This is a genomic window from Arthrobacter sp. GW460-12-1-14-TSB2 (assembly GCF_059423525.1).
The window spans coordinates 1-21,844 of the sequence record NZ_JBWKYC010000036.1 but is presented as its reverse complement, the minus strand read 5'-3'; the positions used below and the strand labels follow the sequence as shown (position 1 = coordinate 21,844).

At 66.2% G+C, this 21,844-nt stretch carries 21 protein-coding genes and 1 rRNA gene; 18 read left to right on the top strand and 4 right to left on the bottom strand.

Going from position 1 to position 21,844, the window contains the following annotated elements:
* Positions 1 to 164 precede the first annotated feature (164 nt).
* From AC07YR_RS22550 to fdxA, 9 genes are all read left to right on the top strand, one after another.
* Positions 165 to 764 (top strand): helix-turn-helix domain-containing protein, encoded by a 600-nt coding sequence (locus tag AC07YR_RS22550; RefSeq protein WP_436056976.1) that lies wholly within the window; start codon positions 165 to 167, stop codon positions 762 to 764.
* Positions 765 to 927: 163 nt separating this feature from the next.
* On the top strand, positions 928 to 2,268 hold the full coding sequence (locus tag AC07YR_RS22545) for an MFS transporter (RefSeq protein WP_494735327.1): 1,341 nt from the start codon (positions 928 to 930) through the stop codon (positions 2,266 to 2,268).
* Between the two features lie 9 nt (positions 2,269 to 2,277).
* Complete coding sequence (locus tag AC07YR_RS22540) at positions 2,278 to 3,660, top strand: FAD-dependent oxidoreductase (protein ID WP_494735326.1); 1,383 nt, start codon at positions 2,278 to 2,280, stop codon at positions 3,658 to 3,660.
* Entirely contained in the window at positions 3,657 to 4,916 is a 1,260-nt protein-coding gene (locus AC07YR_RS22535; protein WP_494735325.1) for a CaiB/BaiF CoA transferase family protein, read from the top strand. Before AC07YR_RS22540 ends, AC07YR_RS22535 begins: the two co-directional genes overlap by 4 nt.
* Before the next feature lie 59 nt (positions 4,917 to 4,975).
* Positions 4,976 to 5,758, top strand: coding sequence for an enoyl-CoA hydratase-related protein (locus tag AC07YR_RS22530; RefSeq protein WP_494735328.1), 783 nt, complete (start codon positions 4,976 to 4,978; stop codon positions 5,756 to 5,758).
* 27 nt (positions 5,759 to 5,785) lie between these two features.
* A complete protein-coding gene (locus tag AC07YR_RS22525) occupies positions 5,786 to 6,769 on the top strand; it encodes a dihydrodipicolinate synthase family protein (protein ID WP_494735324.1) in 984 nt (327 codons plus the stop codon).
* Positions 6,769 to 7,557: an SDR family oxidoreductase gene (locus AC07YR_RS22520; RefSeq protein ID WP_494735323.1), complete on the top strand. Its 789-nt coding sequence runs from the start codon at positions 6,769 to 6,771 to the stop codon at positions 7,555 to 7,557. Before AC07YR_RS22525 ends, AC07YR_RS22520 begins: the two co-directional genes overlap by 1 nt.
* A 36-nt stretch (positions 7,558 to 7,593) precedes the next feature.
* Positions 7,594 to 9,084, top strand: coding sequence for an aldehyde dehydrogenase family protein (locus AC07YR_RS22515; protein WP_494735322.1), 1,491 nt, complete (start codon positions 7,594 to 7,596; stop codon positions 9,082 to 9,084).
* 6 nt (positions 9,085 to 9,090) lie between these two features.
* The gene (fdxA, locus tag AC07YR_RS22510) at positions 9,091 to 9,417 is read left to right on the top strand and encodes a ferredoxin (RefSeq protein ID WP_055804291.1); all 327 of its coding nucleotides are present in this window, start codon (positions 9,091 to 9,093) and stop codon (positions 9,415 to 9,417) included.
* On the opposite strand, the gene AC07YR_RS22505 is transcribed toward fdxA, so the two are convergent.
* Positions 9,414 to 10,736, bottom strand: a complete 1,323-nt coding sequence (locus tag AC07YR_RS22505) for a phenylacetate--CoA ligase family protein (RefSeq protein ID WP_494735321.1) — start codon at positions 10,734 to 10,736, stop codon at positions 9,414 to 9,416. The two genes, fdxA and AC07YR_RS22505, sit on opposite strands and share 4 nt — an antisense overlap.
* Before the next feature lie 252 nt (positions 10,737 to 10,988).
* On the opposite strand from AC07YR_RS22505, the gene AC07YR_RS22500 reads away from it, so the two are divergent.
* The gene (locus AC07YR_RS22500) at positions 10,989 to 12,422 is read left to right on the top strand and encodes a flotillin family protein (protein ID WP_494735320.1); all 1,434 of its coding nucleotides are present in this window, start codon (positions 10,989 to 10,991) and stop codon (positions 12,420 to 12,422) included.
* Positions 12,415 to 12,663: an NfeD C-terminal domain-containing protein gene (locus AC07YR_RS22495; protein WP_055804300.1), complete on the top strand. Its 249-nt coding sequence runs from the start codon at positions 12,415 to 12,417 to the stop codon at positions 12,661 to 12,663. Before AC07YR_RS22500 ends, AC07YR_RS22495 begins: the two co-directional genes overlap by 8 nt.
* Before the next feature lie 84 nt (positions 12,664 to 12,747).
* Here the strand turns inward: AC07YR_RS22495 and AC07YR_RS22490 are convergent, their stop codons facing one another.
* Positions 12,748 to 12,927 carry a hypothetical protein gene (locus AC07YR_RS22490; RefSeq protein WP_494735319.1) on the bottom strand — a complete coding sequence of 60 codons (180 nt, stop codon included), beginning with the start codon at positions 12,925 to 12,927 and terminating at the stop codon, positions 12,748 to 12,750.
* A gap of 179 nt (positions 12,928 to 13,106) precedes the next feature.
* Here AC07YR_RS22490 and AC07YR_RS22485 point away from each other — a divergent pair, with 179 nt between their 5' ends.
* The 6 genes from AC07YR_RS22485 (at position 13,107) to AC07YR_RS22460 (ending at position 19,848) form a co-directional block, all read left to right on the top strand.
* Positions 13,107 to 14,111, top strand: coding sequence for a hypothetical protein (locus tag AC07YR_RS22485; RefSeq protein WP_494735318.1), 1,005 nt, complete (start codon positions 13,107 to 13,109; stop codon positions 14,109 to 14,111).
* A 90-nt stretch (positions 14,112 to 14,201) separates the two neighbouring features.
* Positions 14,202 to 14,354 (top strand): hypothetical protein, encoded by a 153-nt coding sequence (locus tag AC07YR_RS22480; RefSeq protein WP_156372449.1) that lies wholly within the window; start codon positions 14,202 to 14,204, stop codon positions 14,352 to 14,354.
* A gap of 273 nt (positions 14,355 to 14,627) precedes the next feature.
* Entirely contained in the window at positions 14,628 to 15,818 is a 1,191-nt protein-coding gene (locus AC07YR_RS22475; protein WP_494735317.1) for a glycosyltransferase family 4 protein, read from the top strand.
* Positions 15,815 to 17,218 (top strand): UDP-glucose dehydrogenase family protein, encoded by a 1,404-nt coding sequence (locus AC07YR_RS22470; RefSeq protein ID WP_494735316.1) that lies wholly within the window; start codon positions 15,815 to 15,817, stop codon positions 17,216 to 17,218. The genes AC07YR_RS22475 and AC07YR_RS22470 overlap by 4 nt, the downstream gene beginning before the upstream one ends.
* A 73-nt stretch (positions 17,219 to 17,291) precedes the next feature.
* A complete protein-coding gene (locus AC07YR_RS22465) occupies positions 17,292 to 17,591 on the top strand; it encodes a hypothetical protein (protein WP_494735315.1) in 300 nt (99 codons plus the stop codon).
* Between the two features lie 109 nt (positions 17,592 to 17,700).
* The gene (locus tag AC07YR_RS22460) at positions 17,701 to 19,848 is read left to right on the top strand and encodes a sensor domain-containing protein (RefSeq protein ID WP_494735314.1); all 2,148 of its coding nucleotides are present in this window, start codon (positions 17,701 to 17,703) and stop codon (positions 19,846 to 19,848) included.
* Between the two features lie 57 nt (positions 19,849 to 19,905).
* On the opposite strand, the gene AC07YR_RS22455 is transcribed toward AC07YR_RS22460, so the two are convergent.
* A complete protein-coding gene (locus AC07YR_RS22455; RefSeq protein WP_494735313.1) occupies positions 19,906 to 20,745 on the bottom strand; it encodes an SDR family NAD(P)-dependent oxidoreductase in 840 nt (279 codons plus the stop codon).
* A gap of 277 nt (positions 20,746 to 21,022) precedes the next feature.
* Here AC07YR_RS22455 and AC07YR_RS22450 point away from each other — a divergent pair, with 277 nt between their 5' ends.
* On the top strand, positions 21,023 to 21,364 hold the full coding sequence (locus tag AC07YR_RS22450; RefSeq protein ID WP_494735312.1) for a YciI family protein: 342 nt from the start codon (positions 21,023 to 21,025) through the stop codon (positions 21,362 to 21,364).
* An 83-nt stretch (positions 21,365 to 21,447) separates the two neighbouring features.
* Here AC07YR_RS22450 and rrf read toward each other — a convergent pair.
* Positions 21,448 to 21,564 (bottom strand): 5S ribosomal RNA (gene rrf / locus AC07YR_RS22445).
* Positions 21,565 to 21,844: the final 280 nt, after the last annotated feature.

Below are 21,844 nucleotides of genomic sequence, written 5' to 3'. Positions count from 1 at the left end.
ATCGTGGGCAGTGGGGGCACGGCGGCCGGCGCGGGATCATGGGCAGCAGAGGCCCGGAACCTGCACTCCTGTAAAGATTTTCACTTTAATCAAGAAGAAATCATTGACTCGCTAAAAATCTTCACTATAGTTGTGTGAGTTAGCTCACCAACGAAGGAAGTGCGATGACCACCGAGACACCCGCCCCACCGGCCACCAGCGAACTTCTGGCGACCGTCGGAAACAAGGTGCGCTCCATGCGGAAGGCCAAGGGCATGACCCTGGCCCAGCTCTCGGACATCACCGGCCTCAGCCAGGCAATCGTCAGCCAGATCGAACGCGGCTTGGCCAACCCTTCCTTCACCACGCTGGCACAGCTGGCCCACGGATTGGACGTCCCCGTAGGGAGGTTCTTCATTGGCCAAAATGAATCCAAGTCCCCCGTCGTTCGAAAATCGGACCGACGCAACCTGAAAAACGTGACCCGCGAGTCGGTGGGCGAAGCAATTCACGAACTGCTGACCCCCAACCGCGACGGAAACATCGAAGCGCAGTGGATCAGTACGCCCCCGGGGCATGACACCAGCGGCACACCCTTCACCCACAGCGGTGAAGAGTTCTGCTACATCATCTCGGGCCGCAAGGACGTCTTCCTGGACGGCGTCTGCTACAGCCTTGAGGAGGGCGACTCCATCACGTACTCCTCAGAGATCCCGCACTGGTACAAGAACAGCTACGAAGAGGTATGCGTAGCCATCTGGGTCAACGCACCACACGCGTGGTAGCACTGCCGTCCCCAACCGGCACCTGCGTTATCCCCTAACTGTCCGGACACGAACCGTGGCCGCAGACACTCCTTGCATCCTTCGCATGAAGCGCCTTTTCCAACAGGCGTTCCTGCGTCATACCCTCCCACGCCCATTGCGGCGTAAGCGTAAGGACACTTCCATGCTCGAAACACAAACGGCAGACCCCCAAGGGACGGACAACGCCGTCACGTCCCCCTCCCCCTCATCCCGCACCAAACACGAAAAATTCACCCCCGAGGTCCGCAAGGGCCTGCTGGGCCTCGGCCTCGGCAACGCCCTCGAGTGGTACGACTGGATGGTCTTCGGCCTCCTCTCTGCCTTCATCGGGCCCAATTTCTTCCCCAATACCGATCCGCTCTCCGCCACCTTGAACGCGCTGGCCGTGTTCGCCGTCGGGTTCGCCTTCCGTCCGCTGGGCGGCATCCTGCTCGGCACCCTGGCCGACCGCGTGGGCCGCCGCCGGGTCATGCTGCTGTCCATCATGCTCATGGCAGGCACCACACTGATCATCGCCGTCACCCCGAGCTACCAGCAGATCGGCGCGTGGGCCGGCATCATCCTGCTGGTCTGCCGTGTGCTGCAGGGCATTTCCACAGGAATCGAAGCCCCGCTTTCAACGTCCCATGCCCTGGAGCTTGCGCCCGACGGCCGCGAAGGTTACGTCGCCGGCCTGATGAGCTTCTACGTGAACATCGGCATACTGCTGGCCTCGCTGATCAGCTTCCTGTGCAGCCTGGTCCTGGGCGGTGCCGTCATGGCCGAGTGGGGCTGGCGCGTGCCGTTCATCGTCGGCGCCCTCTTCGGTTTTGTGGTCCTCTACCTCCGCCGTTCGCTCCCGGAAACCCTCAAGGCCGAGGAAATGGCCAGCAACACTCCCCGCGCCGTCTGGTCCGGAGTCCGCAAGCACTGGCTCTCCGTGCTGGCCATCATCTTTGTCGTCGGCGCGGCACAGGCCTACAACTACGCCTGGAACGTTGGCCTTCCCAGCGCCGCCCGCAGCGGGTTCAAGGAAGACCCCACCGCCGTCTTCGCCCTCACCACGGTCCTGGGCGTCATCCTGGTGGCTGGCAGCTGGATCATCGGCAAGCTGACCGACGGCAAGTCGATGTCCCGCTGGTTCCTGATCACCCGCATCCTGGCGATCCCGTCGGTGTTCCTCATGCTCTTCTACGTCCAGCCGGGGATCGGCGGCTTCGCGGCAGTCCTGTTGGGCGGCTCCATCGTCCTGGTGCTGAACATGACCCTCTACAACGTGGTCAGCTCCTCCCTGATGCCCAAAAACATCCGCGGCACGGGCGTAGCCCTGGGCTATGGAATCGGCGTCGCACTCTTCGGCGGCACCGCCTCCTACCTGCTGGTCTGGTTCCAATCCCTGAACCTCAGCTGGATCTTCCCGGTCTACGTGGCCGTCCTCTCCATCCTCAGCATCGTTTTCTACCTCGCCGCCCGCCGCTCCAACGGCATCTTCGTCGGAAAGTAAGGACTCCCCATGACCTCCCCCGCAACGTTCAACTCCCTGGAACTCAGCACCACGACGGCGGACCTCGCCGCCCCGGTCATCTCCCGTTCCAACGTCCTCGTGGTCGGGGGGGGCCCCGCAGGCGTGGCCGCCGCCGTCACCGCAGCCCGCTCCGGCGCCAAGGTCACCCTGCTGGAACGCTACTCATCCCTCGGTGGCCTCGCTTCCGGCGGAATGGTGCTGGTACTGGACGACATGATCAACGGCCAGGAAATCACGGTCACGGGCATCGTCTCCGAATACGTGGAACGGCTGCAGAAGCTGGGCCTAGCCGTCGTCCCGCCGGCCGATGACCGCAAGACCTCCGAGGAACTCTGGAACAAGTGGGGCCGCTACGGCACCTTCGATTTCCACTCCCACACCAACCCCAAGCCCATCTGCTACGCCGCGGCATTCGACCCGGACGGCTGGAAGCGCGTCTCCAACGACCTGGTCCGCGAGGCCGGCGTGGACCTCCGCCTGCACTCCTGGTTCTCCCGCCCCATCGTGGACAACGGCGTGATCAAGGGCGTCATCTGCGAAACAAAACTGGGCCCGCAGGCCTTCATGGCCGACGTCGTCATCGACACCACCGGCGACATCGACGTCGCCTCCCGGGCCGGCGCCAGCTACGCCAAGGACAACTACCTCACCACGCTCGTCTTCCGCCTGGGCAACGTGAACACGCACGCCGCCGAAGCCTTCGAGCAGGCCAACCCGAAGGAAGCCCGCGCCATCAACCGCAAGATCAAGCGCCTCCTCGGCGGCGCCTGGGAACTGTGGTGGCTCAAGACCCCCATCGACGGCGTGGTCTGGTGCAACGCCCCGCACATGACCGGCTTCGACGGCACGGACCCTGCGGACATGACCGCCGCAGAGTTCGCCGCCCGCGATCGGATCTCCGAGGCCGTGGACTACGTCCGCGCCAACCTGCCCGGCTTCGAAAACTGCTACATGCTGGACGTCGCCTCGCAGATGGGCGTCCGTCAGACCCGGCTGCTGCAGGGCGAGTACGTCATGACCAAGGACGACGTCACGCAGCGCCGCCACTTCGCCGACACCGTGGCCCGCGGCCGCGACTACTACTACCCTTACCGCTCGCTGCTGCCCAAGGAAGTGGATCAGCTCCTCGTCGCCGGCCGGCACTACTCCGCCACCCCCGAGGCGCAGAAGATGTCCCGAGAAATCCCGCCCTGCATGGCCATGGGCCAGGCCGTCGGCGTCGCCGCCGCACTCGCCGTCGAAAACGGCCTCCTGGTCCGCGACGTGTCCGCGCTGGACATCCAGCAGGGCATGCGCCGGCACGGCGCCGACCCGGGCGACGTCCCGTCGTCGAACGCCACCGTTGACGCCGAAGCGGCGGTTCCGGCATGAGCACGGTGACGTTGGAAACGACAGAGCTGGAACGCACGACGGCGGCACCCGCCGCCGCTGCTGAACCCACCACTACCCCGCTGCCGCTGGACGGCATCAAGATCGTGGACTTCACCCAGGTGTTCATGGGCCCGTCCTGTACCCAGATGCTGGGCGACTACGGCGCGGACATCATCAAGGTGGAACGCCCCGGCGCCGGGGACATCTCGCGCAACTCGTTCCCGGACAAGGACGGCCAGGACAACCCGATTTTCCTGTCCATCAACCGGAATAAGCGCAGCGTCTCGATCGACACGCGCACCGAGGAAGGCCGGAACGTACTGCACGCCATCATGGCGGACGCGGACGTGGTGGTCAGCAACTTCCGCTCCGGTGTCATGGAACGGATGGGCTTCGGCTACGAGGAACTCAAGGCCGAGAATCTGGGCATTATCTGGGCCTCCGGCACGGGCTTCGGCCCCGTGGGACCGTACTCGCACAAGGGCGGCCAGGACGCGATCGCGCAGGCCTACTCCGGTGTGATGTGGCGCCGGGAATCGGACGACCAGAAGCCGTCCATCTACCCGACCACGCTGTGCGACTACATCACCGGCATGCACCTCATGCAGGGCATCCTGCTGGCGCTGCGCACCCGTGAAACCTCCGGCGTCGGCCAGAAAGTGGAGGTGACCATGTACGACTCCATGCTGCACTTGCAGATGCAGGAGGCGTGTATGCAGCTCAACCGCGGCTACGAGGTCAACTGGGGCGCCATGCCCCTGAGCGGCGTGTTCGAAACCACCGACGGTGCCGTGTGCATGGTGGGCGGTTTCACCCCGGACCCGCTGGCCCGCATCTCCGAAGCCCTCGGGCTGGACGAGGACCTGACGCAGCGGCCCGAGTTCGCAAACCTGGAGCAGCAGTTCGCGCACAAGCCGGCGCTGCAGGCCATCTTCCGCGAGCGCATCGCCACGAACACCACCGAGTACTGGACCGGCAAGCTGGAGGACCAGGGGCTGCTCAACGCCCCCGTCCACACCCTGGAACAGGCCCTCGCCGATGCGCAGACCGAAGCCAACGGCATGATCGTCGAGGCCGAACACCCCGGAGTTGGAACGGTTCGCATGCTCAACGCGCCCATCCGGCTCTCCGCCACCCCTCCCACCGTCCGCCGCGTGGCGCCGCGGCTGGGCGAGCACAACGTGGAGGTCCTGCTGGAGAACGGCTTCGACGAGGCCACCATCGAGCGCCTGCAGGAACTCGGGGTGCTCCGGTGACGGCAACTTCTGTGGAAAGCACGACGACGGCGGGCGCCGCTTCCGCTGCCCCCTCACCAGTGGACCAGGTCACCCTGACCATCGAGAACCATGTGGCCACGGTGGTGATCGACCGGCAGCACGTGCTCAACGCCGTCGACGGCACTGCGCAGGCCCGGCTCAACGAGATCTGGGCGCAGCTGGAGCAGGACCCCGACGTCCGCGCCGTGGTCATCACCGGTGCGGGCACGCGTGCCTTCTGCGTAGGGGCGGACATGTCCGCCTCGGCCGTGGACAAGACCGGCTTGGAGTACTGGGCCGGCCTGGACCCGAACGGTTTTGGCGGGCTTAGCCTTCGAACATCGCTGGATGTGCCCGTGATCGCCCGGGTGAACGGCTACGCACTGGGCGGCGGCATGGAGATCGTGCTCGGCGCGGACATCGTGGTGGCGGCAGAGAACGCCAGGTTCGGGCTGACGGAACCCCGGGTGGGGCGTTTGGCGCTCGACGGCGGCATCCACCAGCTGGTGCGTCGCATCCCCTACACCCAGGCGATGGGCATGCTGCTGACCGGCCGGAAAGCAGACGCCGCGGAAATGCAGTCCATGGGACTGGTCAACGAGGTGGTCCCGGCAGAAGAGCTCGACGCCGCGGTGCAGCGCTGGGTGGACCAGGTCCTTGCCTGCGCCCCCACCTCCGTCCGGGCCGTGAAGCAGATGGTCACGCAGACGCAGCACCTCACTGCCAAGGAGGCACGCGGGCTCCGCCTGCCGGCCCTGATGGCGGCGCTCGACAGCGAGGACTCGGCCGAAGGCGTCCGCGCCTTCCAGGAAAAGCGGCCGCCGGTCTGGCCCGGCCGCTGACCCCCAACAATTTTCGAGGAGGATTCCATGAACGAACCACAGAATGATGCAGCCGGGAACGATCCCCGCGAACCGCAGGCACGCGAGTCCCTGGCTCCCGGCGTCTGGGGCGTGGTGGCAACGCCGTTCCAGGGCAGCACCCTGGACGTGGACCTGGACAGCCTGTCCGAGCTCGTGGAGCACTACGAAGCCATCGGCGCCACGGGGCTGACCGTTCTGGGCGTGTTCGGCGAGGCGGCGGCCCTCACCCCGGAGGAACGCCGCCAGGTGCTCGACATCGCCGTCGAATGCACGGACCTGCCGCTGGTGGTGGGCATCACCGCGCTGGCCACCCGGCCCGCCATCGACGAAATCAAGGCAGCCCAGGCCGTGGCCGGCGAGCGCCTGGCGGCCGTCATGGTGCAGGCCAACTCCGCCCGGCCCGAAGTGGTGATCGCACACCTGGACGCCATCCACCGGGCCACCGGCGCGAAGGTGGTCCTGCAGGACTATCCGCTGGCCAGCGGAGTCAGTATCAGCACCAAGGCGCTCGTTTCCGTGGTGAAGTGGTGCAGTTTCGTTGTGGCGGTGAAGGCCGAAGCGCCGCCCACCAGCGTGGCCATCGCGGAGCTGACGGCCGTCGTCGAGGTTTCCGTTTTCGGCGGGCTGGGCGGGCAGGGCATGCTGGACGAGCTGATGGCCGGCGCAGCGGGCGCCATGACCGGGTTCTCCTATCCCGAAGCATTGATTGCCTGTGTCCGCGCCTGGCAGCGCGACGGGTACGAGGCCGCCCGCGACCAGCTGCTGCCGTACCTGCCTCTGGTCAACTTCGAGCAGCAGGCCAAAATCGCCCTGGCCGTCCGGAAGGAGTGCCTGCGGAAGCGCGGACTCATCAAGGATTCGGGCGTCCGGGCTCCGGCCGCGGAGTTCCCCGAGAGGCTGCGCTACAGCATGCTCACGCACCTGCGGGAAGCCGCCGCCGCGCTTGAGTCAGCTGCAGCCAACCGCCACACCACTGTAGGGAGTTACTGATGGACCTCGGAATCGCCGGAAAAACCGCCCTGGTGGCCGCCTCCACCGGCGGCCTGGGCCTCGCCGTGGCCCGCGCATTGTCCGCCGAGGGCGTCCGCGTGGCGGTCATTGGCCGCCGCCGCGATCGCGCCAAGGAGATCGCCGCTGACCTCCACACGGCGTACGGCACAGGAGCCATCGCCATCGAGGCGGACCTCACCACGCCGGAAGGGATCGAGTCCGCCGTCGACCAGACAGTGGCGGACCTCGGCCCCATCGACATCCTGGTGCTCAACGGTCCTGGCCCCAAGCCCGGCGCCGCGGCGACGCTCAGCTCCGAGGACATCGCCGCCGCGTTCGAGCTTCTGGTCAAGCCGCACCACGCCCTGATCTCGCAGGTGCTTCCCGGCATGCGGGAACGGCGCTGGGGCCGCATCCTGGCCGTCGGGTCCAGCGGAGTGGTGGCCCCGCTGCCCAACCTGGCCGTGTCCAACACCGGCCGGGCCGCACTGGCCGGCTACCTCAAGACCCTCGCCGCCGAGGTGGCCCTGGACTCGGTCACAGTCAATATGCTCCTTCCCGGCCGCATCGCCACGGACCGGGTGGCTGAGCTGGACCAGGCCGCCGCCAAGCGCCGAGGCACCACCGTGGAGGAGATCCAGCTCGAATCCCGCAAGACCATCCCCGCCCGCCGCTACGGGGAGCCGGAGGAGTTCGGCGCCGCTGCCGCGTTCCTCTGCAGCGCCCCGGCGTCGTACATCACCGGCGTCGCACTCCGCTGCGACGGCGGCCTGATCCGCAGCCTGTAGCTCCGCAGACCTCCCCACGATTCCCAAAGGAACCCCATGACTTCCACAGCCACCGACGTGACCACCTCCACCGACCGCGAACTCATCACCGCCCGGCACCTCATCAACGGCGAATGGCTCGGCGAGGCCGACACAGAGCGGATGAACCCGGCCCGCCCGGGCGAACTCGCAGCCCTCTCCCCCAGCGGCACCGCCGCGGACGTGGACGCCGCCATCACGGCCGCCGCGGCAGCGCAGCCGGGATGGGCGGCGCTGCCCGCACCGTCCCGGGGCGCCATCCTCATCACAGCCGGAAACCTGCTGATCGAACGCCAGACCGCCATCGCCGAGGATCTGGTCCGCGAGGAAGGCAAGACCCTCGCCGAGGCAAAGGGCGAAGTCAAGCGTGCCTCGGACGTGCTGCGCTTCTTCGGCTCGCTCGGCTGGGCCGCCACCGGCGAAGTGCTGCCCAGCGGCCTGCCGGACACCACCATCACCACCCGTCGCGAGCCGCTCGGCGTCGTCGGGCTGATCACGCCGTGGAACTTCCCCATCGCCATCCCGGCCTGGAAGTCCGCACCGGCGCTGATCAGCGGCAACGCCGTCGTCATCAAGCCCGCCGAACTCACCCCGCTCTCCGCCACGCACCTCGCCCGCGCCCTGCAGGATGCCGGGCTGCCCGCCGGCGTGTTCAACGTGGTGCACGGCAAGGGCCGCGTGGTGGGCGACGCCCTGGCCCGCGACCCGCGCATCGCCGGGCTCTCCTTCACCGGCTCCACCAACGTGGGGCTGGGACTGCAGGAAATCCTGAACGCCCGCCGCGCCCGCGTGCAGCTGGAAATGGGCGGCAAGAACGGCGTCCTGGTCCTCGACGACGCCGACGCCCGCAAGGCCGCCAAGGTGGTTGCCGCCGGCGCGTTCGGGCTCACCGGCCAGGCCTGCACTGCCACGTCCCGGGTCTACGTCACGCCGGGCATCCGCGCCGCGTTCCTTGACGCGCTGACCGAGGAAGCCGCGCAGTACACCGCCGGCGACGGCATGGACGCCCCGATGGGGGCTGTGGTGAGCGGCCAGCAGTTCGCACAGAACACCGCGGCGGTGCGTTCCGCCGTCGAACGCGGAGCCACGCTGCTGACCGGCTCCGGGATCCTGGACGAAACGCACGAGGGCGACGCGGACCGTCCGCTGCACTTCCCCGCCGCCGTGCTCACGGACCTGCCGTTCGACGACGCCGCCGTCACCGAGGAGATCTTCGGCCCCGTCGTCGCGGTCCTGGAAGTGGCCGATTACGAGGCCGGGCTGGCCGCCATCAACGACTCCCGCTACGGCCTCACCGCCGGGATCTGCACTGATTCTCTGAAGCTAGCCACGGACTTCGCCGCCCGGGCCCAGGCCGGCGTGGTCAAGGTCAACCGGCCGACGGCGGGACTGGACCTGAACGTGCCGTTCGGCGGCGTGAAGGACTCCTCCACCAACACGTTCCGCGAGCAGGGGAAGTCCGCGCTGGACTTCTTCACTTGGGGCAAAACCGTATACACCGGTGTGTAGCGCACCATGACCTACGTGATCGCGCAGCCGTGCGTGGATGTGAAGGACAAGGCCTGCATCGAGGAGTGCCCCGTGGACTGCATCTACGAGGGTGAACGCTCGCTGTACATCCACCCGTCCGAATGCGTGGACTGCGGTGCGTGCGATCCGGTGTGTCCGGTGGAGGCGATCTACTACTCGGACGACGTTCCCGATGAGTGGGCCGACTACATCCGTGCCAACGTGGAGTTCTTCGAGGAGCTGGGGTCGCCGCAGGGTGCCTCCGCCCTCGGGAACCTCGGCCGCGACCACCCGGTGGTGGCGGCCGAGCCGGTGGCAGAACCCACCCACTAAATCAGCGCGACCGGTCCGGCGCCAACGGCAGCGAAGTACTCGTCCAACCGCGCCGTCACCGCCGTGCGCAGCACGGCCAACGCGGCACCCGGCTCCGCCTCGAGCCGCACTGTCAGGTTCCCCGGTCCCGTGCGGATGGCCTGGAACCTGCGCACTCCTGGCGTCTCCTCGATCACCGTGCCGAGTGCCAGCGGAAGGACTGTCACGGCGGTCCCGTCCGGTGCCGCAAAGGAGACGAGGTCGCCCGTCCGGCCGTCGATACTCACGGATGGAAACGGGCTGCCGCACGGGCACGGTTCAGTGGCGAGCGTTACGCGGTCACCGAGGTCGTAGCGGATCAGCGGCTGCACCCGGTTGGCCAGGTTGGTGACGAGCACCGTGTGGGAGGTGGTGCCTGCCGGGACCGGCACGTAGTTCGCGTCCACGGGTTCGAGGATGTACCAGTCCGTGTTGATGTGGAAAGCGCCGTGCCGGCACTGGCTGGTCAGCGCCGGGACCTCCGAGGAAAGATAGCGTTGGGTGACACGGCAGCCGAACGCGGCTTCGATGGATGCCTGTGCGGTGGCGGACAAGTTCTCGCCGGAACAAATGGCCAGGACAGGCCGGATCCTGAGGCGCCCGGCCTTCTGCTCCGCGGCCAGCTGGATCAGCGCGCTCGGATAGCCGAAGAGCAGGGTCGGCCTAAAGGTGTTGAGTTCCTCCACCAGCTCGGGCAGCGGCCTCAGCACCGAGAAGAGCCGGAGGCGCCGGGCAATGGCGGGGGCCCGCCGTCGGGCGTTTTCGGTCAACACGACGCCGGCGAAGTGGCCGCCAGACGCCACGAGGGCCGCTGCCCGCAGCCCTCGGAGCAGGAAGTGCCGCACTTCCGAGGCCCGCACCAGGGTCCCGCGTTCCCGGATCCGGACCACCACGTTCACCATCAGCCAAGAGAACCGGTCATGGATTAAGACGGCCGGCTCACCTGACGTGCCGGACGTGGTCACCACCAGGTACTGCCCGCGGTAGAGGCTGCCCAGCTGTGACAGGTCGGAGAGCAGTTCCGACTTCAGCTTCGCCAACGAGATGTGCGGATCCGTCACCCAGTCGTCGAAGTTCGCCATCAGCTCCCGTTTGCCCACCGGCGGAAGCTGGTTCGGCCCGGTGACCGTGTCCGGGAGGTCCCGGTAAAGGCGGCGATAGTACGGCGACGCGGACCGGGCGAACTCCACGAGTTCCGCAAGCCGGGCCCGCTGCAGGCGTTTGATGGCCTCCGGGCCCCCGCGCTCAGCACGCCAGGTGTCCCACGCGACCCGGAGCGTCCATCCGGAAAGTCCACGCACGGCAAGTGTCCTCTCCGGATCAGTCCTCGGACCCATGTCCCACCATCGCACGTCTGCAGGCACCATAACAGGGGCCTTCCTCCCCCTGTCCCGCCCAATTGCTGGACTTCGCAGCGGGCGCCGATCAGACTGTCTACAACAGCTGGCCCGGCCGTCCGGAATTACCCGCATTCCGGCCTTCCAGGAACGAACAGCTGGAATATTGGGGCTTTACCGCGATGCCTGTTCCATAACCGTGAAAGGACCTGGGCCATGCCGGACTTGTCAGCATTCTTCCCGCTAATTGCCGCCCTCATCGGGGCCATTGTTGTCATTGGCTTTATCTGGGTGGCAATAAAACTGATGTGGAAGGTGGCTGAACCCAACGAGGCCCTGATCATCTCCGGCCTGACCCGCGGCACCCTTGAAACACGGGCAGGAATGGACTTCAAGATTGTCACGGGCAAGGGTGCGCTGGTATTTCCCGGACTTCAGACAGTGCGGACCCTGTCCCTGACGCTGAATGAAACTGAGCTCAAAGTTTCGTGTGTTACCTCGCAGGGCATACAGGTAATTGTGGAGGGTGTTGTTATTTACAAAATCGGCGACGCCCCGCCCTTCATTGCAAATGCGGCCAGGCGCTTTCTGGGCCAGCAGCCCAAAATGGAAAGCCAGGTATATAACGTCTTTGAGGGACACCTGAGGTCGATCATTGGCAGCATGACCATGGAGGAAATCATCCGCGAGCGTGACAAGCTCGGTTCGCAGGTCCGCAGCGCCAGCGGCGTGGAAATGGAGAAGCTGGGCCTGGTGGTGGATTCGCTCCAGATCAAGGACCTGCAGGACCCCACTGGCTATATCCAGAACATCGCCAAGCCGCACATCGCCCAAGTGAAGATGGAAGCCCGGATTGCCGAGGCCACCAGGAACCGCGAGGCGGCGGAGAAGGAAGCGGAGGCCGCCGCACTCATTGCCGATGCGCAGAGTGTCTCGGCCATCCGGCAGTCCGTGGCGCAGGCCAACGCCGAACGGGCCAAGGCCAACGCCGCCCAGGCCGGTCCGCTGGCGGATGCAACCGCACGGCAGCAGGTGGTGGTCCAGGAAACCGAGGTGGCCAAGCTTGAGGCTGACCGCGAAGAGCAGAAGCTCCAAACCACCATCCGCAAGCCCGCCGACGCCAAGGCCTACGCCAAGCGCACGGACGCCGAGGGCCAGAAGGCGGCCGACATCAGTGCCGCCGAGGCGCTTGCCCGCCGCACCGAACTCGAAGCCCAGGTGAACGCCCGCCGGACGGAACTCCAGGCCCAGGCAAATGCCACCGCTGCCGCGGCCGCGGCAGGGGCCACCAAGGTCACCGGCGAGGCGGAAGCTGCAGCCACCCGGGCGCGCGGTGATGCGGCCGCCTCTGCCATCAAGGCGAAGGCGCTGGCGGAGGCGGAGGGCATCAAAGCACGCGCCGAGGCCCTCGGGACCAACCAGGACGCAGTAATTTCGCAGCAGCTCGCCGAGAACATGCCGGCCATCATCGCAGCTGCGGCGGAGCCGTTCTCGCACGTGGGACAGATGACGGTGCTCAACGGCGGGGAAGGCGTCAACAAGATGCTCGGCGGCATCCTCGCCCAGGTGGGCGACTACCTCCCGGCCCTCTCCTCGGCGCTGAGGAACAGCAGGGAAGGCAAACGTCCGGCGAAAGCCCCTGATGCGTAAGGACGTCGACCGCAGCCTCACCGGCAAGATCGGGCGGGTGACCGGGCGCATCGGCCCGGGCACCATCGGCGAAGTCATGCTGCCCTACCTCGGCGGCATCATGGCTTTCCATGCACACCCGTTCGATAAGACCAGCGTGTATGCGGTGGGTGATGAAGTACTGGTGATCTATTTTGATCCGCCGCAGACGGTCTATGTGGATGAACTGCCGGAGGTGTTGAGGCACGACGGCGGCCGCTGAGTCGCGCGTCAGGCGCCGCTCGGCGCCGGCGGCCGGCAGACGTGAGCGACCGACAACCGTGGCTGCCGGCATCCGCGGACGGGATCAGAACTTCCAGAGGGAGTACGGAACGCTGGGCAGGTTGCCCGCCATCCAGGGCCGTTCGGACTCCTCCCGCGGCAGGATCCCCCGGCCGTCGCGCAGGACCACCACCACCGTTCCGATCACCCCCAGCAGGGCAACGACGGCAAGGAAAGTCAGGACGACGACGATTGGCCCGGACATCTCTGGAACACCTCTGCTACCAATTTTACGGCGTCCCGATCCGGCTGCAGAGAACCCCGCTCCCCGGTCGGTGGCACGCTCCCGGTCCGCCGTCTTCCGGTCCGCAAGCGTGGAGGTCTGGACGGTGAGACAGCTCCGGGCGTATCCTGATTTTCCATTGCCTCTGGGGGGTGATCTGGATGGTGCGTACTTTCCGTGATCGTTGCCGATCTTCCCTGCGCCCGCTCCTGCTCGCCGCCGTTCTGACAGGTTCCTGGCTGGCGTTGGCCGCCGGCCCGGCGAATGCCGCCTCTGATGCTCCGAACCCGCTGGGCGGGATTGGGCAGGCGGCCGCGTCGCTCGTCCAGGACATCATCCCCGAGGCCGTGCCGCGGGCGGTTCAGGAACCCGACGAACCTCCCGTTCAGGCTGTCCAGGACGTCCCAACTCCGGCCGTCCGCACTGCTGCGATCGTCGTGGACGTTGTGGATCCTGTGCTCAGCGGAACAACTCAAGTCGTCAGCGACGTCATGGACACCGCCGCTCCGCTCCTTCCGGCCGCGCCGCTCGTTGATACGGTCACAGATTCGGTGACCGGCACAGTGGACGAGCTCGGGTCGGTGGTGGATTCCCTCGCTTCCACCCTGCCGGACCTCCATGTGCCGACGGCGCCCCTTCCGACGGAGCCCGTGTCCACACTTCCACGGCCAAAGATCCCGCCCCAGGTTCCAGGGCAGAATCCGGACAAGGCCGCGCCCCGTCTCTTAGGCGGAACCCGAGTCCCGCCGTCGGAGTTTCCCTCACAACGTGCCGCAGCCACCAGCGGCGTTGAGGCAGCCTCCAGCGTTGCCCGAGTCCAGCCCGCAGGAGGTGCGCCGCAGCTGGTCAGGAGCGCGCTTTCTTCGCTGCAGTTCCTGGCGAATACGCACGCTGTGCGAGCGCTGGCAGCAACCATCGGCTATGTGGTTTCCGCCGGGCCCACGCCGGCTGACGAACCTGCCCCCGAAGGGGGGTTCCGATTCGCGGGCGTCCAGAACCAGTCCGGCTCGGCGTCGTCAGGCACGGGCAGCGCCGGCGCCGAGGCGTCGGGCGACGTCGACGGGTTCTGGGACTTGCTGCACGATGCCGGCCGCTGCCTCGTGCCGGACGCCGCCCTCATCCTGGCCGCGAGCCCGTCATTTGATCCGGGGTCTTCCCCCGACTGAGCAGGTCACCTCTGCGCTTTTTCAGGCAGAACATGGCCACCACCGACGCCATCGGCGTACGGAATAGAAAACTCAGTCAGGAGAAAAGTCATGTCCGTCCACACCCAGCTTTCCAGCGCCACCGTGATTGTCCGCTCCGCACCCGCCCAGTCCCGCATCGGCAACTGGCCCGACCCCATGCAGTCCCGCATCGGCAACTGGCCCGACCCCATGGGCCGGGCGGGTTCGGCGGCAGGCCGCTGATCATCAGGCCGGTCCGGATGCTGTCCCTTGTCTGCCTGGGGGTGTCAAGGGGCAGCATCCGGGCCCTGTAATTTACCGGGTCATGTAATCGGAGGCCCACCAGGACGGCTACCACTGGGAGCCCCCGGCGGCGAGCGCCGCCGCCGTCGTGCGCCGCCGCCGTCGTGCGCCGCTGCCGTCGCGCCTCAAGGCAGCCCCGCTGTTAACCCAACCTTCCCTTGCCCGTCATGCCCGCTCCCCCTCGGCGCAACGCACCGCCCGCACCGTGGAGTTGTGAGGATCGCAATTGTTGCTGAATCATTCCTGCCACTGATGAACGGGGTGACACACTCCATCCTTCGGGTGCTTGAGCATCTGCAGGAGAGGGGCGATGACGTGATGGTGATCGCCCCGTCGACACAGGACACAGAGGTCCTGGATGTGGTGCACGGCGCGTTCGTGCACCGGCTCCCGTCCGTGCCGCTGGCCGGGTACACGAACGTGCGGGTGGCGTTGGGCGGTGTGAACCGGGTCAAGAGAATCCTTGCCGATTACGCGCCTGACGTTGTCCACCTCGCATCCCCGTTCGTACTTGGCTGGCGGGCAGTGCAGGCGGCCCACCAACTGGGCATTCCCACAGTGGCGATCTACCAGACCGAGGTCCCCAGCTACGCGGCGCGCTACGGTGTGCCGTTCATGGAGAACTGGGCCTGGAACCGGGTGGAAAACATCCACCTGCTGGCTTCCCGGACTCTGGTGCCGTCCACTTTCGCGCTGAACCAACTGCGCGGCCGCGGGGTATTGCGGGTGGACATGTGGCGGCGCGGTGTGGATACCGCGCGGTTTGCGCCGGGAAAGCGCGACGACGGGTGGCGGGCATCCGTTGCCCCGGACGGCGAGCGGATCATCGGCTACGTGGGCCGGCTGGCCGTTGAAAAGCAGGTGGAGGATCTGGCCGTGCTGGCCGATGTGCCGGGGACCCGGCTGGTGATCGTCGGTGACGGTCCGCAGCGCGAGGCGCTGCAGGAGGCCCTGCCGAACGCCGTGTTTGCGGGGTTCCTGGGCGGCGAGCAGCTGGCCAGGGCGGTGGCGTCCTTCGACCTGTTCGTGCATCCGGGCGAGTTCGAGACCTTCTGCCAGACCATCCAGGAGGCCATGGCATCGGGCGTTCCGGTGGTGGCCACGGGCCGCGGCGGTCCGCTGGACCTGGTGGAGAATTCCCGCACGGGCTGGCTCTACAAACCGGGCGACCTTGCCGGGCTGCGTGCCCATGTCATGGACCTGATGGGCGACGACGCCAAGCGCCGCGCGTTCGCCGCGGCAGCCCACGCATCGGTCCAGGGGCGGACGTGGCCGGCGCTGAGCGCGGAGCTGGTCCGCCATTACCGGGCGGTGATCGCCGGTGAGCCGGTGGTTGAGCTCGTCGGAACCACACGATTCCCGGTGGTTGAGCCTGTCGAAACCCAACGAGGAGCAATACTGTGAAAATTTCCGTCATCGGGTGCGGCTACCTTGGCGCCGTGCACGCGGCAACGCTGGCGTCGATGGGCCACACCGTGGTGGGCATCGACGTCGACGCTGGCAAGGTGGAGCAGCTGGCGCGCGGTTTCGCTCCGTTTTTCGAGCCCGGCCTGGACGAGCTGCTGCAGGACGGCCGGACCACCGGCCGGCTCACGTTCTCCACGGATTTCGCGGATGCGGCCGGCGCAGAGGTGCACTTCCTCTGTGTGGGTACGCCGCAGTCCAAGACGTCCGACGGCGCCGACCTCAGCTACCTGCTCGCCGCCACCGAAAGTATCCTTCCGCACCTTTGCCCGCATTCCGCCGTCGTGGGTAAATCCACGGTCCCGGTGGGGACTGTCGATGTGCTGGCCGGCATCCTTTCCGGGCGACCGGATGTGCTGCTCGGCTGGAACCCGGAGTTCCTGCGGCAGGGCACCGCAGTGAAGGATTCCCTGGTGCCGGACCGCCTGGTCTACGGCGTGCCGGGCGGCAAGGCTGCGGCGTTCGACCGGACAAACGGTGCCGGCCGCGGTGTGACGGCAGCCCTGGATGCCGTGTACGAGCCGCTGCTGCGCACCGGGATTCCGCGGCTGGTATGCAACTTTGCCACGGCGGAACTGATCAAATCGGCGTCGAACGCTTACCTGGCCACGAAGGTCAGCTTCATCAATGCGATGGCCGAGCTGTGCGATGCCTCCGGCGCGGACGTCACCGAACTGGGTGAGGCGATGGGGCTTGATCCGCGGATCGGCAGCCGGTACCTGCATGCCGGGCTGGGCTTCGGCAGCGGCTGCCTGCCCAAGGACATCCGCAGCTTCCGGACCCAGGCCGCGGCGCTGGGTGTGGGGTCGGTGGACGACTGGATGGGAACGGTGGATGCCATCAACCTGGGCCAGCGGTCGAGGACCGCGGACATCGCCCGCGAGCTCTGTGCCGGCAGCCTGGCCGGGCGGACGGTAACCGTGCTGGGTGCGGCGTTCAAGCCGGACACGGACGACATCCGCGACTCCCCTGCCCTTGATGTCGCCCTGCAGCTGGCCGAGGCCGGCGCAAACGTGACCGTGACGGATCCGAAAGCCATCAACAATGCGTGGATGCGGTACCCGCAGCTGCGCTTCGAGGTCTGCACCAACCGGGCTCTTGAGGGCGCCGAGCTGGTGCTGCTGCTGACGGAATGGGACGAATACCGTTCGTTGTCTCCCGAGGATGCAGGGACGCTGGTGCGACGGCGGACGGTGCTGGACGCGCGCAATGTGCTGGACGCTGCGGCATGGCAGGCGGAAGGCTGGACGGTTCGTGGTTTGGGGACCGGGCTCACTACGGGTGCCGCTGAGGTTGCCGGACACGGGCGGTCAGGGTCTGAAGCCTCGCTGCCCGGTTGATCCCGCCGCTTGGAAGTGTCTCTGCGCTACCTCTGGCCCAGACTCATAAGTCTACTTATTATAGTAATAAGGCATGCCGAGCAGGTTTGGGGGCGAAGTACACGTGGACCAGGCGACGATCCTCAGTTACGCCGCCGGCTACGTTGCGGCTTTAATCCTGGCCTTCCTGATACTGCTGCCCGTGCTGATTCCCGCCCTTCTGCTCCTGCTGGTGGCCGGGTCGGTGCAACTCCTGCTGATGGGGGTAGGGGCACTGGCCCTGGGCTTGGACCGGTTCACGGCCAGGCTGTTCCACGCGCTGGCGCGGGCGATCAAGGCCCGCGGGGATAGACCGCGCCGAAGCCACGGAGCCGGCCCTCTCCATCTGCACTGACGCCACTTCCCATGTGACAAGCGGTTCTTCCCGGCGCCCTCTATGATGTGCGGAGGGGAGGACATGCCATGAAGAATTTGCGGTCTCATTTTGTCTTTACGGTGCTGTGATGGCGCCGCAGGGAAGCCCGGAACCGGGGGCAGGTTCAGGCCAGGACTATCAGGCCATCGTTGATTCGCTGCCCGACGCCCTGTTGGTGCTGGCCCAGGACGGCACCGTGGTGCTTATGAACCCGGCCGCCGAGCGGGTGTTCGGCTACTCACGGCAGGAACTGGTCGGCCATAATCACCGAATCATTCTTGCCGAGGGCTACCGCCTGGGATTCCAGCGCCTCTTCAAGGCCCTTCGTGTCGGTGGTCCGGAGTCCGGATTCGGTTCGCCGTTCGAGGCGTACGGGCTCAGGAAGGACGGCACGGAGTTCAAGGGCGAGATAGCGTGCGGTGTCTTGGAAACAGCCGCCGGCCTTTGCATGTCCGTATCGGTGCGGGACATGACCCATCGTGAAGAACCCGACGACGGACTCCGCGAGGCCGTATCCCTTCTGAGCGCCACCCTTGAGTCGACGGCCGATGGCATTCTCGTTGTCGGAACGGACGGCCAAATCGCCGGTGTCAACGAGCAATTCGTGTCCATGTGGGGCATTCCGCGCGGGCTGCTGACGACGCACGATGATGAAGCGGTGATCGGCTATGTGCTCGGGCTCCTGAAGAATCCTCAAGGGTTCCTGGACAAAGTGCACGATCTCTATGCCCACCCGCTTGCTGAGAGCAACGACGTTCTGGAGTTCCTCGATGGCCGGACCTTCGAACGGTACTCCCGTCCGCAGAAGGTGGCGGACAAAGTGGTGGGACGCGTGTGGAGCTTCCGCGATGTGACCCCCAGGCTGGCTGCCCAGGACCAGGCGAAGCGGGCCATGGCCGATCTGGCCGAGCAGGCAGCCCAGCTCAAGGCCTTGGCGTTCCAGGACCCCCTGACCGGGCTGGCCAACCGCAAGCTATTCCATGACCAGTTGGCTGAATCGCTCCGGGACGGCCCGGCCGGGACCGTGGACGTCCTGCTACTGGATCTGGACGATTTCAAGGAAGTCAACGACATCCTGGGCCACCATGCCGGTGACGAGATGCTGACGGAAGTGGCACGCAGGCTGAGGTCCTGCGTCCGTCCCGACGACACGGTGGCCCGTCTCGGCGGAGACGAGTTCGTTGTCCTGCTGACCGGCTCCCCTGAACCGGATGCGGTGGCGGAATCCATCGTGGCCTCTCTGAACGTCCCCATGTGGATCGACGGAACCATGCTTCGCCCCAGCCTCAGCCTGGGCCTGGCCTCGGCGGGCCAGGACGCGGTGGCGGCCTCCGAACTGCTCCGCCAGGCTGATGTCGCCATGTATGCGGCGAAGGCGGCGGGAAAGAACCGGTACATGAGGTTCGAGCCGGACATGATGACGGCGCTGGTCCAGCGGACGGACATGGAGGCCGGTCTCCGGCTAGCGGTCGACGCGGGGCAGATCATGGTCCACTACCAGCCGGTGATTTCACCGAAACTCGGCGAGGTGGTGCAGTTCGAAGCATTGGCCCGGTGGAAACGCAACGGTGAGATGATTCCGCCCGCACAGTTCATTCCGACGGCAGAACGCAGCGGCCTGATCTCGGCGATCGGCATGCAGGTCATGCGGCATAGTTTCGTTGAGCTGCAACCCTGGCTGGCCGAGGATCCCGGACGCTCCGTTGCGGTCAACATTTCGGGAGTGCAGCTCAAGGACTGCCAGTTCGCCGAGGGCGTCCTGCGCCTGGCGGCCTCATGCGCCACGGATCCGCGGCAGCTGGTGCTGGAAGTGACGGAGAGCGTCTTCTTTGATCCGGACGCACACGTGATCCGGCAACTCAACGCGCTCCGCGACGCGGGCGTGCGGGTGGCGCTGGACGACTTCGGCACCGGCTACTCCTCGCTGGGGCGTTTGCAGGAACTTCCCGTGGATGCGGTGAAGATAGACCGTTCCTTCGTTTCCATGGTCCGAACCGGCGCGGAGAAACTGCCCATCCTGAGCTCAATGATCAACATGGCCCACAGCCTGGGCCTGACGGTGACAGCGGAAGGAATCGAGACCGGGGCCCAGGCCGGTTACCTGACCAATCTGAACTGCGACTCCTTGCAGGGGTATCTGTTTTCCCATCCGGAACCGGAATCAGGGTTGGAGCTTGCGCTGCTCCGCTCGGCGGACGCCATTGACGAGCTGCAGGGCGTTCACCTCGAGGCCTGAGGCGGAGACGGGTTCCCGCCAACGTGCCTCAATGGACCCTGCGCCGCCGGCGCAGGGTCAGCTCAGCTGGTCGATCTTGTCGGTGCTGACCAGCGCCTCGCTGCGGTCCCACAGTTTCCGGGCCAGCCCGGCCTCGTAGGCCTGCTTGTTGGCTTTGGCCAGCGCCCGCTTGGCATAGTACGCGCCGGAGACCCAGTCCTGCCCCGGCTGAGTGGTCGCAAGCCACACGAGGGTGTCTGCGCCCTGATCGGGGGTGAGCATGAACCGCTTGATGAATGTCTTGTAGGCGAAACGGAACCAGCTGGTCGATTCCGCCGCGAAGTTGGTGGCGACGCCGCCCGGGTGGAAGGCGGCCGTGGCGATGCCGGCAGCGTTGTACCGGTGGTGCAGCTCGGTGGTGAAGAGGATATTTTCGAGCTTGGCAGTGCCGTAGGCCTTGTTGGTGGAGTATTTGCCGGCCGCGTCAAGGTCATCAATGTCCACGTGTCCGAACGCGTTCGCAGCGCTCGACGTGTTGATGACCGTCGCGTTGCTTGCCGTCAGCACTTCCATGAGCTCGTTCGTCAGCAGGAACGGCGCCAGGTGGTTCACTTGGAAGGTCTTCTCGTGGCCGTCCACGGTCAGCTCTCGCTTGCCCATGATCCCGCCGGCGTTGTTCGCAAGCACGTCGATCCGCGGGTACTTCTCTTTCAGCTGCCTCGCCAGCGTGCGCACCTGGGATAGGTCAGCGAAGTCGCTGACAAAGTAGTCAGCGCCGATCTCGCGTGCCACCGCCTCGGTCTTTTCCGCGGAACGCCCGACGACGACCACCCGCTCCCCTGCCTTGGCCAGCGTCCGCGCGGCCGACGCGCCGATGCCGTCGCTCGCTCCGGTGATAACGATGGTTCGTGCCGTCATGAAGTGTCTCCCAATCATTGATGGAACGTGCCGATAGCCGGCGTCCCGAAGCCCAGTCAGTACAACGACGGCGGCGCACCAGGGGTTCCGACCCCGTCAGACGCTCTCTCACTTCCTGCGCGCTTTTCCCCGACGCTCTCTCACTTCCTGCGGGCTTTTCCCCGACGCTCTCTCTTGACCACATGTCGGGCGCCGGGGCCATAATCGGTCTGGGCACAATTGCGGTGCCCCATAGACTAGCCAGCGGTTGGCGCCGCCGGAGCAAAGGAGTCCTCGAATGACGAAGTACCTGATCTCGTTCCCCGGTGAGGCCATGGTAGTCCCCGAGGAGGAATTCGAGTCGGTGGTCGAAGCGTCGCATGCCGTCATCGAGGAGGCCAAGGCGGCGGGCGTGTACGTCTTCGCCGGCGGGATCGATGAGGACGTAGACCCTGTACTCGTCGCCGGTGACGGCACCGTCACCGAGGGCACGTACCCGGGCCACAAGGTGCCCAACGGCGGCTACACCGTGCTGGAGCTGCCGTCGCGGGAGGCGGCACTTGAGTGGGCCGCGAAGATCGCCGTCGCCTGCCGCTGCCCGCAAGAGGTCAGGCAGTTCCAGTACGACCCGGCCAGCTGAGTTGGAACTGTTGGTTTTGGTATTGGTGGTTTAAATGCGGGAGAGCCCCAACCGTGTGGTTGGGGCTCTCGACCTGAATGGTGTTCCGGCGGTGACCTACTCTCCCACACCCTCCCGGGTGCAGTACCATCGGCGCTGTGGGTCTTAGCTTCCGGGTTCGGAATGGGACCGGGCGTTTCCCCCACGCTATGACCGCCGTAACCCTTGCTCCGCGCCCTGGACGTGTGGTCCGGGGCGGGAAAACTGTGGTTACAACATGTTTTCTGCCGGTTAGGGCAGTTGTGGTGTTGTTATTTTATTGTTGATTCCTGAACGCAACGGGTTTGTTGGTTGGGAACCACATAGTGGACGCAAGCAGTCTTGTTATCTTCGTACCATTGTTTGGTGTGAACCCCTTTTGAAACGGGTTCACCAATGGTGTGTGGTGTAAGTTATCGGCCTATTAGTACCGGTCAGCTTCACGAGTCGTTAGTCCTCGCT